The following is a 14,070-nucleotide window of genomic DNA, read 5'->3' as shown; positions in this document are numbered from 1 at the left end:
TTGTCCTAACACGGTCGCACCTTGTATCGACAGATGATCGAGACCCGATCCGATGCCCACGGGGAGATGGAATGCCTGAGTTGACGAGCGACCTGACCTGGGTCGCGATGCTGTTGCCCTTCGCCGCCGCTCTTCTGGCACCCTGGCTCACGGCCCGAACAGGAGCCAATGCCGCCTGGCTGCTGGCGCTCGCACCGGCACTGGCCTTCGCCCACTTCGCAGGCTTCCTGCCGGAAATCGCCGCGGGCGAGCGGGTGACCGGCGGTTTCGCCTGGGTGCCGAGCCTCAATCTCTCCTTCTCCTGGTTCCTCGACGGTCTGTCGCTCACCTTCGCGCTGTTGATCACCGGCATCGGTGCATTGATCGTGCTCTATGCCGGCGGTTATATGAAGGGCCATCCGCAGCAGGGCCGCTTCATCGGCTTCATCCTGCTCTTCATGGGCGCCATGCTCGGCCTCGTGGTCTCCGACAGCTTCCTGATGCTCTTCGTCTTCTGGGAGCTCACCTCGATCACTTCCTTCCTGCTGATCGGCTTCGATCACACCCGCGAAGCCTCGCGCCGTGCGGCCCTGCAGGCGCTGGTCGTCACCGGCGGCGGTGGCCTCATCCTGCTCGCCGGCATGATCTTCATCTGGAACATCACCGGTGTGAGCCAGCTCTCGCTGCTCTTGTCCACCGGCGATGCGCTGCGCGAAAGCCCCTTCTATCTCGCAGCCCTTCTTCTGGTGCTCGGCGGCGCCTTCACCAAGTCGGCGCAGTTTCCGTTCCATTTCTGGCTGCCGAACGCGATGGAAGCGCCGACCCCGGTCTCGGCCTATCTGCATTCGGCGACGATGGTGAAGGCCGGCGTCTATCTGCTGATGCGCCTCAATCCGGTCATGGGCGAAACGCCTGCCTGGGAAATCCTGCTGCCCTTCTTCGGTGGCATCACGCTTCTGGTCGGCTCGGTGATGGCTGTGCGCCAGACGGATCTGAAGCTGATGCTGGCCTATACGACGGTCGCCTCGCTCGGCCTGCTCGTCATGCTGACCGGCTTCGATACCGAACATGCGGTCGAGGCTGCGGTGCTCTATCTTGTCGCCCATTCGCTCTTCAAGGGCGCGCTCTTCATGGTCGCCGGCGCCATCGATCATGAAGCCGGAACCCGCGACATCACCCGCCTCGGCGGCCTGCGCAAGCTGATGCCGATCACCTTTGCCGCCGCCATCCTGTCGGGCATCTCGATGGCAGGCCTGCCGCCGCTCTTCGGCTTCCTCGCCAAGGAAGAGATCTACTATGCGCTGGCGGGCACAAGTCCGCGCGCCATCCTCTTCACGGCTGTCGCCGTCATCGGCAATGCGCTGATGTTCGTCATCGCCTTTGCCGTCGGCCTCAAGCCTTTCATCGGCAAAGAGGGTGATACGCCCAAGCACGCCCATGAAGGCCCCGTGCTCCTCTGGCTCGGACCGCTGACGCTTGCCGTCCTGTCGCTTGCCGGCGCACTCTTCTCCGGCATCGCCCATCGCTTCATCTCCTCGCCTATGGCATCCGCCGTGGATGGCGAACTGCAGTCCGTCAGCATCAGCCTCATCCCGTCCCTCGGTGCGGCTCTGGCACTCTCCGTGCTGACAGTGATCCTTGGCGTCGTTCTCTATCTTAGCCTCGACCGTCTGCGCGCCGCCGTCGACCGTCTCGTCACTGGCCTTGGCATCAGCCCGGATCGCGGCTTCGACCATTTTGTCAGCGGCCTGGTGCAGCTCTCGACCCGCGTCACCCGCTTCGTGCAGAACGGAAAGCTCGAGACCTACATCACGCTCTCCTTCATCTTCGTCGCGATCGTGCTTCTGGCAACGCCCATCCTCTATGGCGAATTGCCGATGAACCTCGCCATGCCGGCAGAATTCGACTTCCATGAAATGGCGATCCTCGCCATTGCCGTGATCGGGGTGATCGCGGTGTTGACCGCCAAGGATCGCCTGACCGCAATCGTCTGCCTCGGCATCCAGGGCTTCGCCGTCGCCGTCATCTTCCTGCTCTATGGCGCGCCGGATCTCTCCTTTACCCAGTTCATGGTCGAAACGCTCTCGGTCGTCATCCTGGCGCTGGCCATGACCCGGCTCAAGCTCTCGCCCTCGGATCACCGGCCCATGGTGGCCCGCCTGCTGGATGGCTCGCTCGCGATCGCCTGCGGCCTCGGCTTTGCCCTCATGCTCGCCGCCTCGACGGCAGGCCCGTTCGATGGCTCGCTCTCGGCCTTCTTCTCCGAGCATTCCAAGATCATCGCCCACGGCGCCAATGTGGTGAACGTCATCATCGTCGACTTCCGCGGCGTCGATACGCTGGGTGAGATCGCGGTCGTGATGATCACCGGTCTCTCTATCCTCGCCCTGATCCGCATCCGCGTCGGCGGCGCACCGGCAGCACCGGTCATGGCGCCGACCGATGCGTCCGCCGAAGTGGTGCGTCCGTCCAAGACGAAAGGTGGCAAGCGCTCATGAACACTCTGATCTTCCGCACTTTCGCGCCCTTTCTGACGGCGCTGATGCTGATCTTCTCGATCTTCGTGCTGCTCCGCGGCCACAATGAGCCCGGTGGCGGCTTCATCGGCGGCCTGATCGGCGCGGCAGCCTTTGCCATGTATGGCATCGCCTTTGGCGTCCAGGCCGTGCGCCGCGCCATGGTCTTTCATCCGATGTCGATCGCGGGCTTCGGCCTTCTGGTCTCGACCCTCTCGGGCGTGATCTCCGCGCCGCTCGGCTACCCCTTCATGACCGGCATCTGGATCTATCCGAGCCTTGCCGGCATCGAAGTGCCGCTCGCCACCGTGATCTCCTTCGACATCGGCGTTTATCTCGTGGTCGTCGGCACGTTTGCCTCGATCGCACTTGCACTTGAAGAAAGGGATGACGGCTGATGGAAGTCATCTTCTCACTCGTCGTCGGCATCTTCTTTGCCGCCGCAGTCTATCTGATGCTGTCGAAGAAGATCATCCGGATCCTGCTCGGCATCGTCCTGCTCGGCAATGCCGTCAACATGCTGCTCTTCACAGCCGGCCGCCTGACGCCTGCCATCCCGCCGATCATCCCCGGTGGGGTCGACGTGCTGCCGGCCGGCACTGCCAATCCGCTGCCGCAGGCTCTCATCCTGACGGCGATCGTTATTTCCTTCTCCTTCTTCTGCTTCCTGCTGGTGCTCACCTACCGCGCCTATCAGGACCTCGGCACCGACGACACGGGTGAAATGCGCGTCGCCGAGCCGCTGGACGATCCGTTGCCGCCGAGCGGCTACTGAGCAGGAGACACGAGGACCTCATGGCTGCCCCCACAACGACACCTGCCGATTACGCTAGCGCCTATGTGATGGAGCCGATGACGGCTGCCCACTGGCTGGCGGTCACCCCCATGGCGCTCTGCATCGCCGTCGGTGCCATCCTGATGATGATCCGCCATCGCACCCACTGGCATCCGCCGGTGGCGCTGGCCGGTCTGGCACTGCTCGTCCTCAACAATGTGCTGCTGCTGATGCAGGTCATGGCCGATGGCCCGATCACGATGATGATGGGCCGCTGGCTGCCGCCCTTCGGAATCGCGATCACGGTCGATCTGACCGGCGCGCTGATGGCGCTAGCGGCCGCCATCGTTGCCTTCTGCGGCGCGCTTTATGCCCATGTCGAGATCAGTACCAGCGGCCGCCGCTACGGCTTCTATCCGCTCCTGATGCTGCTGATGGCCGGCGTCTGCGGTGCGTTTCTCACCGGCGATATCTTCAACCTCTATGTCTGGTTCGAAGTCCTGCTGATCTCGTCCTTCGGCCTCCTGATCCTCGGATCCGAGCGCGAGCAGATCGACGGTGCGCTAAAATATGCCGTCCTCAACCTGATGGCGACGACGCTCTTCCTGATCACGGTCGGCTATCTCTATGCCATCTTCGGCACGCTCAACATGGCCGACATCGCCATGAAGGTCCGGGACTATGCCGACACCGCGCCGCTGATGACACTGACGGCGCTCTTCGTTCTTGCCTTCTCCATGAAGGCCGCAGCCTTCCCGGTCAATTTCTGGCTGCCGGCCTCCTATCACACGCCACGCGTCGTCGTGTCGGCCCTGTTCGCCGGCCTGCTCACCAAGGTTGGCGTCTATGCGCTGCTGCGCGTCGTGGTCATGCTGTTCCCGGTTGAGCGTGAGGCGCTGAGCCTCGTCATCGCCGTGGTCGCCGCCCTCACCATGCTGCTCGGCGCCATGGGTGCGCTCGCCCAGAACGACATCCGCCGCTTCCTCGGCTTCGTTGTGGTGGCCGGCATCGGCAACATGATGGTCGGTATTGCGATCGGCAGCAATCTCGCGGTTGGTGCGGCGATCTTCTACGCCCTGCATTCGATCCTGCTGATGACGGCCCTTTACCTCGTCGGCGGCGAGATCGCCCGTATCGGTGGCCATTACCGTCTCGATCGGGTCGCCGGTCTCTGGACGATTGCCCCCGTCTTCAGTGCCGTAACGCTTGCCCTGTTCTTTGCCGCAAGTGGCCTGCCGCCATTCTCGGGCTTCTGGCCGAAGGCGCTGCTGGTCAAGGCATCCATCGACATCGGCGCCTGGTGGCTTGCGGCTTCCGTACTGATCTCCGGCTTCCTGACGACGATCGCCTTCGGCCGCGTCTTCCTCTTCTCCTTCTGGCGCCCTGTGGCGGTCGAGGGGAATGTGGCCGCGACATCGGCGCCCGCAATCGGTGTCGGCGCTCAGCGATGGCGCATGGCGCCGATCCTCATCCTCACCGGCTTCGTGGTCTGGTTCGGCCTTTTCCCGGATAGCCTGATCGTCCTCACCCAGGATGCCGCGTCCGGCCTGCTCGATCCGACGACCTACATCCGCTCGGTCTTCCCTGAAGGAGGTGCCCGATGAGCCTTTATGCAATCAGCATCCTGATGGCGGTGATCTGGGCCACCGTGTCGGGCAGCTTCACGCTCCTCAACCTGATCTTCGGCTTCGTCCTGTCTCTGCTGACGCTCTATCTGCTGCGCGAGCGCTTCGTCGGCGCCGGCTATACCAGCCGCGCGCGGCGCATCCTGTCGCTCGTCCTGCTCTTCCTGGTCGAGCTTGCCAAGTCCGCCTGGAAGGTCGCAACGCTCGTGCTCAGCCCGAACATGGATCTGAAGCCCGGCATCTTCGCCTATCCACTGACGGTCAAGAGCGACTGGGAAATTTCGCTGCTCGCCAATCTGATCACGCTGACACCAGGCACACTCTCGGTCGATGTCTCCGAGGATCGCCAGACGCTCTATGTCCACGCCCTCGACTGCTCGGACGTCGAGGCCGCCCGTCGTGACATCGCCGAAGGCTTCGAGAAGAAGATCATGGAGGCCTTTGCCTGATGACCCCTGAACTCATCGTCGAATACGCCTCCGTCACTGCCATTGCGATCCTCGTCGTCGCCCTGTTGCTTACCGTCTATCGCGCCGTGATCGGCCCGACCCTGCCGGATCGCATCATCGCACTCGACATGCTGGTCGGCATCGTCATCGGCTTCATCGCCGTCATTGCGCTTAGAACCGGCTATACGCTCTACATCGACATCGCCATTGCGCTTGGCCTCGTCGGCTTCCTGGCGACTGTCGCCTTCGCCCGCTTCATCCTGGCGCGTGGCTATGTCGGAGAAGGGGAGGAGGTCCAGGCCGGCCCTCCAGTATCCAAGGCTGCACCGACAAAGGGTACGTCGAAAGCCGCCGCAAAGACCAAAGCAGTAAAATCGGGCAAGTCGCTCGGCAAGGAGGCCAAATGATCTCGCTCCTCGCAGCCATCGCCATCGCTGTTCTGATGATCGGCGGCGCCCTGTTTTCCCTGGTCGCCGCGATCGGTCTCAACCGCCTGCCGGACCTTTACACGCGCATGCATGCGGCCTCAAAGGCAGGCACTGTCGGCTCCGGTCTTCTGCTCCTCGCCGTCGGTCTGCACGCCGCAGATATCGCGACCTTTGGCCGTGCGCTGGCCGGTATTGTCTTCTTTATCTTGACAGCACCCATCTCCGCGCATCTTCTCGCCCGCTCCGCCCACAAGGTTGGATACAGGCTTTGGTCGAAATCGGCACGTGATGATATGATTAGATAATCATTATTGGGTATTGCTGGTTGAGTTCGCGTGTTTTCTGAAATCGGAACTGTCTGATTGAACTGCAAACATGGACCAACGTCTAATAAAAAAGATTTATACCCGTCAAATCTAGTAGAAATAACTGGTGGACATTTGCGCTCGGGATGTTAATTCACTCTCAAGGGCGCTGACCTGTTGCGTTCCCGGTCTGTTGGCGAAGTTGAGTTGCCGGTTTTAGTGCCGAAACTCAGCTGATCTTCTCCAAAGCCGGCGAACAGAAAAACGGACGGTTTGGGGACCGTGCCGGAACGATTGGTGATCTTTGTGGGGCTGAGTTTGATCTTGTCTGTCTGCGTAAGCAGTTGGGCAGGAAAGTGGAATGTTGTCTACGAGGGACGGCGGATCCTCGCAGGATGAGAACAGGAGAAGTGAATGAGTGAAGTACAGCAGGGACCGAGCCAGCAGCTGCTCGTGGAACTGACAGCCGACATCGTCGCGGCCTATGTCAGCAACCACATGGTCCAGGTCAGCGATCTGACAAACTTGATCGCCGACGTCCATCAGGCCTTGAACAACACTGCCTCGCCGACCCCGGTGCCGGCTGTTGTTGAAAAGCCGAAGCCGCCGGTTCCGATCCGCAAGTCGATCGAGGACGACTATCTGATCTGCCTCGAGGATGGTCAGAAGTTCAAGTCGCTGAAGCGCCACCTGATGACCCATTACAACATGACCCCGGAAGAATATCGCGAGAAGTGGGGCCTGCCGGCCGACTATCCGATGGTTGCTCCGGCCTATGCCGAAGCGCGCTCGCGCCTCGCCAAGGAAATGGGCCTCGGCCAGCGCCGCAAGCGCGCCAAGTAAGCCCTCTGCCGTCAAGACGGCGATCTCGATATGGGCCGGTCTTTGACCGGCCTTTGTCATATCTGGCGCAAGGAAAATATACCTACATCTCCTTTGTCCCCTGCGCAGATTGACCGCGACTCCTCAAGAAATTGCCATTACCCTAAAATCATGGGGTTCTCAAACCCGCCAGACTTGCTAGCTTGAATAGGAAGAATATCCTATTACGAGGTGAGCTATGGCCATCGATCCCCAATCTCCCCCTTTGTCACCCGGAGCCCTCTCTGCAGCGAACGCCGTCGAATGGGACCCGGCAGACATCGCCTTGGATGAACTCGACCCTGACGGTATCCGCCCGCTCACCCCCGAACGGCGTCTGCTCTGCATGATCGTCCGCCAGTTGACGGAGGAGCTGCTGCGCGCGACCGGCCTCGAACACGACCAGGATCCCGGCCGCCGCGCCACCAGCCATGTCCGGCAGGTGGCCATGTATGTCTGCCACGTCGCTTACTCCATGCCGATGGGAGAGGTCGCGCATGCCTTTGGCCGTGATCGCTCCACGGTTAGGCACGCCTGCCGCATGGTCGAAGACCGCCGCGACGACCGCGCCTACGACACCTTCGTCGCCATCGTCGAGCGCATGGCAAGCGCTGTCCATCTGCTCGCCGGCCGGCCTGTGTGAAGGGGAGGGGGAAGCGATGACCAACAAGAACAGCCAGATCAACGAAAACCGCATCGAAACGGGCAACCTGGCCGGCAGCCATACTGCCGTGGATCGAGGCCGAGCGCCCGCATCTCCCGCCATGTCCTCAGCCGGCGTCCTTGCCTCCACAGTGACGCGCACCGAGCGCAAGCAGATCCGCCAGATCCTCCGACGCGCGCTGTCAGGCCCGATCGAGCCGGCGGCGATGCAAGATCCGACAGGCGACCAGCCGACAGAAGATCTTCTCGCCCGCCTGATCTCCGAGGGCCTGCTGACACCATCCGCCGAAGGTTACACCGCGACCGCCGAGACGGCCGCCTGGCTGCGCCGGGACCTCTGCGATATGCCCGACGAGGCCCACGCCACCCAGCATCGCGCAATCGAGGTCGAGACGCTGGTCACGCCCGAAGGCCGGCAGCCGGTGCGCCGCAACCTGCAGGAATCGCCACTCTTCCCGCTGCTGCGCCTGAAGGAAAAGGACGGCCGGCCCTTCCTGTCGAAGGATGCGCTGGCAGCCGGCGAACGGCTCGCCGCCGATTTCGACTTTGCCGGCCTCCAGCCCAGGATCACCGCCAGCTGGCAGCCGCGTCTCTCTGCCCGGGCCAAGGGCGCACCGCCCCCAGCCGTCGAACTCGCCGACAACAGGATCGCCGCGAGAACCCGCATCAATCGCGCTCTGGATGCCATGGGACCGGAACTGTCAGGCGTGGCGCTCGACATCTGCTGCTTCGGCAAGGGCCTGGAAACCGTCGAGCGCGAACGCCAATGGCCGGCCCGCTCCGCCAAGCTGATGCTGCGCGCAGCCCTTCTCGCACTCGCCCGCCACTACGCGCCCCCGCCGCCAAACGCCCGGCCGCGCCACTGGGGCGACGACGATTTCCGGCCACGTATCGGGTAGTCTGGCTCGGCCCCACGCTCAGAGCAGAGCATCTCCGGGATCGGGCACATTGGCCGGCACCTTGTCGAGCACGGAAAGCGCTGCTCCTTGATCGCCATCCTCGGCCCGTCGACGTAGCGCAAGAATTGCACGCCGATGGCCGATGCCGTCTGCGATCAGGCTGGAGAGGAGTTGGTTCAAAGAAACATTGTCCTCTGCCGCGGCTTGACGTGCCTCTTCCAACACATGGTCCGGCAAGCGAAGCGGATAGCTGCTCATATCTGATGTCTCCTTCGCAGTTCCGATGCGATGTCCGCGGCACGGCAGACGAGGATTCCAAAGCCGGCAACGGCCGGATGTCGGAAATGTTTGTCGTTGCTGACAATCCTGTTGGCACCCGCGTTCAATGCGCATTCGATGTAAAGATCGTCCTTCGGATCATCGAGAAAAGGTCGATAGCGTATCCGGGGCGAGATTAGCTCTGCCTGCCTCAGCAAGGCATTCAGCACCGTATCGATATCCCTCGCTGTAATTGTCGAATGCGCGCCCAAAATGCCCGGACGCGTGAGAACGTCTTCGTATTCGAAAGCCACAGCGGGCGAGATTGCAAATGCGATTTCGCCCTTGATCATGGCGCGAAGCACCACATGCGACGCCCCGAGCGAGGAGCGCAGACCTGAAAGCACGATGTTCGCATCGACGACGATCATTTACGGATTGTGATATCACATGAGATATCAGTCAAGCCGCAACGTCACACCAGCCGGCGGGCTGCCTCTTCGCGGATGCGCTGGATCATCGAGCGCAGGCCATTGGCCCGCTGGGCGGTCAGGTGTTCGAGAAGTCCGATCTGCTTGAACAGGTCGAGCGCGTCGAAGGCGACCACGTCGGAGGCCTTCTTGTTCGAGTAAGCTTCCAGCACGATGGCCACGAGCCCCCGCACGATGAAGGCATCGCTGTCGCCGCGAAAACGCATCACGGGATCGGGACCTTCGCCGGAGGAGACCGAGAGCCAGACCTGGCTTGCACAGCCCTGCACCTTGTTCTCGGCCGTCTTGTCCGCATCCGGCAGGTCGGGCAGCGCCTTGCCGAGCTCGATCACGTACCGCATCCGGTCCTCCCAATCATCCAGGAAGCCGAAGTCGTCGATCATTTCGTCCAAAGTCGCCATGCTGCCCACCGATACGTTTCGTCGGACCGATATAGGCCAGACCCACAAGCTTTTGAACCGCCTGCGGCAAGGAAACCTGTCGATGGTCAGTCCAACACAGACTGAGACGTCACTTGTCCGCTAGCGTGTCCGGATCATCGATCTCAGGCATGGCTATCTGCATACGTCCATGGCGTATCGCCACGATCTCGATAACAGCGTCTCGAAATCGATAGTCGAGCAGGTATTCGCCCACGACGAGGGTGCGAAAGCCCGCGATCTGGAGCCCGTGCATAGTGTTGCCGGCATCCGGAAAGTCCTGCAGGAGCGTGCGTGCCCGCTTCATCGACTGGACGAAAGCCTTTGCGGCGGAGGGGCTTCGCTCTCTGAGATAGGTGCTCTCGCGCCTTACATAGTCTGCGGCCTTGCGGGAAAGCCGGATGGAGATCATGCCACCTTACCGGCGATGATACGGTCCATTTCGGCGAGCACGGCATCGAAGTCCTCATGCTCGCCCGCGCCCAGCTGTGTGCGCCCTTCCATGGCCGCGAGCACATCGGCCCCCTCATGAAGAAGGTAACCCTTCAAGGCGCGAAGAATGATGTAACTCCGGGAGCGCTCCGTAGCCTCTGCAATCCGATCGATGTCGGAGAGGATGTCAGACGGTATCCGCAGCGTGACGGACTCTGTTTGCTTTACCTCGGCCATGGCATGCTCCTGCTGTGTGAAAGACAATGTAAGACAAATCATTGTCCATCTCAACAGCCTCAAGCCCCTTACCTCGCACCCACAAAAAGAAAAGCCGCGCAGCTTGCGCTACGCGGCCCGGCAAATGCCGAATTCAGTCAGGGACAGGCAGACAGGCATCCGGTCCATGGCAGGGCCGGTTGCAAGTGGAGAAGGGGCGGGCAACCGCCCCGGAATTCTTAGGTGATTGCGCAACGGCAATCGAAGGAAGCGCTTGAGCCCTCAGGGCTTCGGCGGCTGGTAGGGTTTCGGCAGGTGCCGCGGCCGCTCGGTCGGTGTCACCGTGCCGGTGATGACAGGCGCCTCGGCCTCGACATTGGCGATCTCAGGTGTCGCGACGGCCGGCTGGACGATCTCGACGACGCCGCGCTTCGGCGCAACACTCTCGTCCGCAACGGCAGTCGCGCCGTCGTCCGTGAACTGCTTGTCGAGCAGCTGATAGGCGACAAGGGCCCCTTCGCGAGCCCGCTGGCCGAGTGCCTGGAATGTCTCGGCACCCTTTTCGCAAACCTCAGGCTTCTCGACGCAAAGCGACGTCACATACTCATAGGCACCGCTCGCCGCGGTCATGGCTGCACCCATGTCGAAGCCGGCGCCATCGCGCTCCTCGGCCGGCGGTGCCGCGAGGAAGGACAGTGCGACCAGCGTCGCGGTGCAATAGAAAGTTCCCTTGATCAGAAACCACATGGTCTTCACCAAATCCCTGTTGCCGGTCTTTGCCGGAACGGTCCGGGTTTCTCCCCGAACTCATGGATACGACCCTAGGTTTGATTCGCCAAAATCGCTTTTCGAAAGCCGCTCGGTTTTGATGCGATTTTGACTAAAATTTGAGTGATCTCGCCGTTTCGGGACGCATGTCTAAAAGTTTAGCCGTTGGCGTTAAGCATAAATGTGGCGGCGACCCGACAATCCACCGCTTCTCGCCGGCATCGCCGACCACAAGTCTTAACGACCTTCTGAAAAGTTGAATGATTTCAGCGCTTACGCCCCATTAACCATGTTGCTGAAAGCATCATTCTCCTGTCCTGTTTCGGATCAGATCGGCCTCTGAAGGCCCCATCCGGGGCTCTGCCTTATCTATTCCTTAAGCGCGTCCGGCCTATCGTCTGGCGATAAATCAGATGAACCGGTCGCGGATTTCTGGCGTGGTTGTATTGCGTAAAATGTCGGATGGACTGACGAGAACGACGGACGGGCTGCTGGCCCGGCTCCTGTCGCGTCATTCCGCTGGCCGTCCGGCCGAACGGGCCGAGATCGCAGCCCTGCGCAAGCTGACATTCGCCCTGTCGCCGGCTTTCATTGCCGTGCCCGTCGGCCTCACGCTCTTCTTTGGCGCAGCAACCGGCCTGCCGATCGGCTTTGCCCTTGCCACCGCCATCTATCTGCTCGCAGCCGTCGCCCTTGTTGCCGGTCGCCGCCTGGGCGCCGATAGCGCAGAGGCGCGTCCCCTGCTGGCTGACGATGCAGCCGGTGATCCCTACGAGTATTGCCCGGGCCTGTTCCTGGCCCTCGACGCCACGGGTGTCGTCCGCCAGGCCGGCGGCCGCGATCGCCAGATGTTCCTGTCCTTCCTGCGCGAGCCTCTGTCGCGTCCTTTCGTCGAGCAGGTGCATGTCTCCGACCGTCTGGCCTTCGTCCAGGCGCTCGATGAGCTGCGCCTCGGCGCCGATGTGGTCGTCACCGATCTGCGCCTCGACCGCCCGGTGATCGGCCTCGATCAGGCCCAGTTCCTCAACGTCCGCCTCGACATGACCGCCGTGCGCGCCGAAGACGGCACGCTCGCCTCGGTCCGTGCCCAGATGCTCGACATCGAGGGTGAAATGGCGATGCGCGATGTAGTCGTGCGCAAGGAAGAAGAGGCAAGTGCCGCCCACGAGATCAAGAGCCGCTTTCTCGCCGCCGTGAGCCACGAGATGCGCACGCCGCTCAATGCCATTCTCGGCTTTTCCGACATCCTCATCGGCGAGTATTTCGGCAAGCTCGAGAATGATCGCCAGCGCGAATATGTCCAGCTGATCCGCCAGTCGGGCGCCCATCTCCTGTCTGTCGTCAACACCATGCTCGACATGTCGAAGATCGAAGCCGGCCGCTACGAACTCATGCTTGAGGATTTCGATCTCGCCGACACCCTGACGGAATGCGAACGCATGCTCTCGCTGCAGGCCCAAACCAAGGGGCTGAAACTGACGAGCCGCCTGCCCAAGGGCCTCGGCGAGGTCACGGCCGATGGCCGGGCGCTGCGCCAGATCGTCATCAATCTTGTCGGCAACGCCATCAAGTTTACCGATGCCGGCGGTGCCGTCACCATTGACGCTATCAGAAGCGGCAACGAGGTGACCATCAGCATCAGCGATACGGGCATCGGCATCGCACCCGAGAAGATGGCGCTGCTCGGCCGCCCCTTCGCACAAGTGCAGAACGATCTCAATCGCAACTACGAGGGTTCCGGCCTGGGGCTTTCGCTGGTAAAGGGATTGACGGCCCTCCACGGCGGCAGCTTCCGGATCGAAAGCCGTCCGGGCGAGGGCACCGTGGTCATGGTGACGCTGCCGGTCGACGGCTCTGGCGCCAGGGCTGCCTGTGAAACGAACATGGTCGAATTCCCGCCGCGCCTGGCCGAGACGGGAGCAGATCGCAAGAGGGGTGGGAAAGCACCGGGGCATGACGAAGCGAAAGCGAAAATCGCCTGAGAAGAAGGCGGGCAACAAGGCCCTCTTCGTTCTGTCGAAGGGCGCAGGCGCACTTGTGCGCCTGGCCGGGCGCCATCCGCGCGCCGTCGGCGGCGCATTCTGCTTTACCCTCGTCTTCGGCACCATCGCCGCCAATGCTCTCTGGTATCAACCCGGCCAGCATCCGTCGCCCTTCCTGCGCACCCGCAACGCCGAGGATTTCACCGCACTTGCCGGCGTGCCGCGCGCACCGCTCCTGAGCGAGCGCGATCCGGAGACCGTCACCACCTTCCGCATCGAGCGTGAGAAGCCGGATGCCGAGGCAACGCCCGCTGCCGATCCGGCTGCACCCGCGCCGGCAGCCGAGACGCTTGCCGCACTGCCCGCAAGCCTGCCCGCCAACGCCGAAAAGACCGCAGACCTCATCCGTCAGGTCCAGGCCGAGCTTTTGCGCCGTGGCCTCTATGACGGCGAAGCCGATGGCGTGATCGGCCCGCGCACCGAAACGGCGATTGCCGTCTTCCAGAAGACCGTCGGCATGGAGGCAAACGGCCTCGTGACCCCCGAGCTTCTGGCAGCGCTCACCCTCGACCGAGGCGTCACCGCCGCCGTACCCGCCCAGCGCCCGGTGATGGACGTCAATACCAGCGGTGAAGATCCCGTCGCTGCCGCCATCCGCCGCGCCGAAACCCAGGTCGTCACTGCGCCCCGCCGTCCGGTCGTACCCGTCCAGGCCTTGCCGCCACGCGCTGTCGAAGCGGCCGCCCCACCGCCGGTGCAGCAGGCCAATTTCGATCCCGGTCTCGTCATGGAAATCCAGCGCGGCCTCTCCAACATGGCCTACAAGAACGTCACCATCGACGGTGTTCCCGGCGAGGATACCCGCGCCGCCATCCGCCGCTTCGAGCGCCATTACCAGCTGCCCGAGACCGGTGAGCCGAGTGCCGCAGTGCTCAAGAAGCTCAGGGACATCGGGGCTCTCTGAGCCTTTTGTCTAAGCGAATTTTCACAGTCCCTAAAGTAAG

18 protein-coding genes are annotated in these 14,070 nt (G+C 62.4%); 12 read left to right on the top strand and 6 right to left on the bottom strand.

The features are described from left to right. The first annotated feature begins 71 nt into the window (after nt 1–71). The 10 genes from AC02Y0_RS12315 to AC02Y0_RS12270 all read left to right on the top strand — a co-directional run bounded on the left by AC02Y0_RS12315 (nt 72) and on the right by AC02Y0_RS12270 (nt 8,500). The gene (locus tag AC02Y0_RS12315) at nt 72–2,477 is read left to right on the top strand and encodes a putative monovalent cation/H+ antiporter subunit A (RefSeq protein ID WP_476379199.1); all 2,406 of its coding nucleotides are present in this window, start codon (nt 72–74) and stop codon (nt 2,475–2,477) included. Beyond that, nucleotides 2,474–2,893, top strand: a complete 420-nt coding sequence (locus AC02Y0_RS12310; RefSeq protein ID WP_102021604.1) for a Na+/H+ antiporter subunit B — start codon at nt 2,474–2,476, stop codon at nt 2,891–2,893. Before AC02Y0_RS12315 ends, AC02Y0_RS12310 begins: the two co-directional genes overlap by 4 nt. Continuing rightward, nucleotides 2,893–3,270 (top strand): Na+/H+ antiporter subunit C, encoded by a 378-nt coding sequence (locus tag AC02Y0_RS12305; protein ID WP_112242120.1) that lies wholly within the window; start codon nt 2,893–2,895, stop codon nt 3,268–3,270. Before AC02Y0_RS12310 ends, AC02Y0_RS12305 begins: the two co-directional genes overlap by 1 nt. A gap of 20 nt (nt 3,271–3,290) precedes the next feature. After that, on the top strand, nt 3,291–4,874 hold the full coding sequence (locus AC02Y0_RS12300) for a Na+/H+ antiporter subunit D (protein WP_476379197.1): 1,584 nt from the start codon (nt 3,291–3,293) through the stop codon (nt 4,872–4,874). Beyond that, nucleotides 4,871–5,344 carry a Na+/H+ antiporter subunit E gene (locus tag AC02Y0_RS12295; protein ID WP_102021601.1) on the top strand — a complete coding sequence of 158 codons (474 nt, stop codon included), beginning with the start codon at nt 4,871–4,873 and terminating at the stop codon, nt 5,342–5,344. The genes AC02Y0_RS12300 and AC02Y0_RS12295 overlap by 4 nt, the downstream gene beginning before the upstream one ends. Next, nucleotides 5,344–5,751: a cation:proton antiporter gene (locus tag AC02Y0_RS12290; protein WP_476379196.1), complete on the top strand. Its 408-nt coding sequence runs from the start codon at nt 5,344–5,346 to the stop codon at nt 5,749–5,751. The genes AC02Y0_RS12295 and AC02Y0_RS12290 overlap by 1 nt, the downstream gene beginning before the upstream one ends. Then, complete coding sequence (mnhG, locus tag AC02Y0_RS12285; RefSeq protein WP_102021599.1) at nt 5,748–6,077, top strand: monovalent cation/H(+) antiporter subunit G; 330 nt, start codon at nt 5,748–5,750, stop codon at nt 6,075–6,077. The genes AC02Y0_RS12290 and mnhG overlap by 4 nt, the downstream gene beginning before the upstream one ends. Before the next feature lie 414 nt (nt 6,078–6,491). Continuing rightward, nucleotides 6,492–6,920 carry a Ros/MucR family transcriptional regulator gene (locus AC02Y0_RS12280; RefSeq protein WP_102021598.1) on the top strand — a complete coding sequence of 143 codons (429 nt, stop codon included), beginning with the start codon at nt 6,492–6,494 and terminating at the stop codon, nt 6,918–6,920. Between the two features lie 217 nt (nt 6,921–7,137). Next, nucleotides 7,138–7,581: a helix-turn-helix domain-containing protein gene (locus AC02Y0_RS12275; protein ID WP_476379195.1), complete on the top strand. Its 444-nt coding sequence runs from the start codon at nt 7,138–7,140 to the stop codon at nt 7,579–7,581. A gap of 16 nt (nt 7,582–7,597) precedes the next feature. Then, nucleotides 7,598–8,500, top strand: coding sequence for a DUF6456 domain-containing protein (locus tag AC02Y0_RS12270; RefSeq protein ID WP_476379194.1), 903 nt, complete (start codon nt 7,598–7,600; stop codon nt 8,498–8,500). Nucleotides 8,501–8,518: 18 nt separating this feature from the next. Here the strand turns inward: AC02Y0_RS12270 and AC02Y0_RS12265 are convergent, their stop codons facing one another. The 6 genes from AC02Y0_RS12265 to AC02Y0_RS12240 all read right to left on the bottom strand — a co-directional run bounded on the left by AC02Y0_RS12265 (nt 8,519) and on the right by AC02Y0_RS12240 (nt 11,063). Next, complete coding sequence (locus AC02Y0_RS12265) at nt 8,519–8,758, bottom strand: hypothetical protein (protein WP_476379193.1); 240 nt, start codon at nt 8,756–8,758, stop codon at nt 8,519–8,521. Beyond that, nucleotides 8,755–9,189: a putative toxin-antitoxin system toxin component, PIN family gene (locus AC02Y0_RS12260; RefSeq protein ID WP_476379192.1), complete on the bottom strand. Its 435-nt coding sequence runs from the start codon at nt 9,187–9,189 to the stop codon at nt 8,755–8,757. The genes AC02Y0_RS12265 and AC02Y0_RS12260 overlap by 4 nt, the downstream gene beginning before the upstream one ends. A 44-nt stretch (nt 9,190–9,233) precedes the next feature. After that, complete coding sequence (locus AC02Y0_RS12255) at nt 9,234–9,650, bottom strand: SufE family protein (protein ID WP_476379191.1); 417 nt, start codon at nt 9,648–9,650, stop codon at nt 9,234–9,236. Between the two features lie 109 nt (nt 9,651–9,759). Next, complete coding sequence (locus tag AC02Y0_RS12250; protein WP_476379190.1) at nt 9,760–10,080, bottom strand: type II toxin-antitoxin system RelE/ParE family toxin; 321 nt, start codon at nt 10,078–10,080, stop codon at nt 9,760–9,762. After that, the gene (locus AC02Y0_RS12245; protein WP_476379189.1) at nt 10,077–10,337 is read right to left on the bottom strand and encodes a CopG family ribbon-helix-helix protein; all 261 of its coding nucleotides are present in this window, start codon (nt 10,335–10,337) and stop codon (nt 10,077–10,079) included. The genes AC02Y0_RS12250 and AC02Y0_RS12245 overlap by 4 nt, the downstream gene beginning before the upstream one ends. A 261-nt stretch (nt 10,338–10,598) precedes the next feature. Further along, the gene (locus AC02Y0_RS12240) at nt 10,599–11,063 is read right to left on the bottom strand and encodes a DUF5330 domain-containing protein (RefSeq protein WP_476379187.1); all 465 of its coding nucleotides are present in this window, start codon (nt 11,061–11,063) and stop codon (nt 10,599–10,601) included. Between the two features lie 476 nt (nt 11,064–11,539). On the opposite strand from AC02Y0_RS12240, the gene AC02Y0_RS12235 reads away from it, so the two are divergent. Beyond that, a complete protein-coding gene (locus tag AC02Y0_RS12235) occupies nt 11,540–13,066 on the top strand; it encodes a sensor histidine kinase (RefSeq protein WP_476384017.1) in 1,527 nt (508 codons plus the stop codon). Next, the gene (locus AC02Y0_RS12230; RefSeq protein ID WP_476379186.1) at nt 13,038–14,030 is read left to right on the top strand and encodes a peptidoglycan-binding domain-containing protein; all 993 of its coding nucleotides are present in this window, start codon (nt 13,038–13,040) and stop codon (nt 14,028–14,030) included. Before AC02Y0_RS12235 ends, AC02Y0_RS12230 begins: the two co-directional genes overlap by 29 nt. Nucleotides 14,031–14,070 lie beyond the last annotated feature (40 nt).

The organism is Allorhizobium sp. nf9_anc (assembly GCF_056323085.1).
Note: the sequence above shows the minus strand (reverse complement) of the source record. Positions and strands in the feature narration are given on the sequence as shown.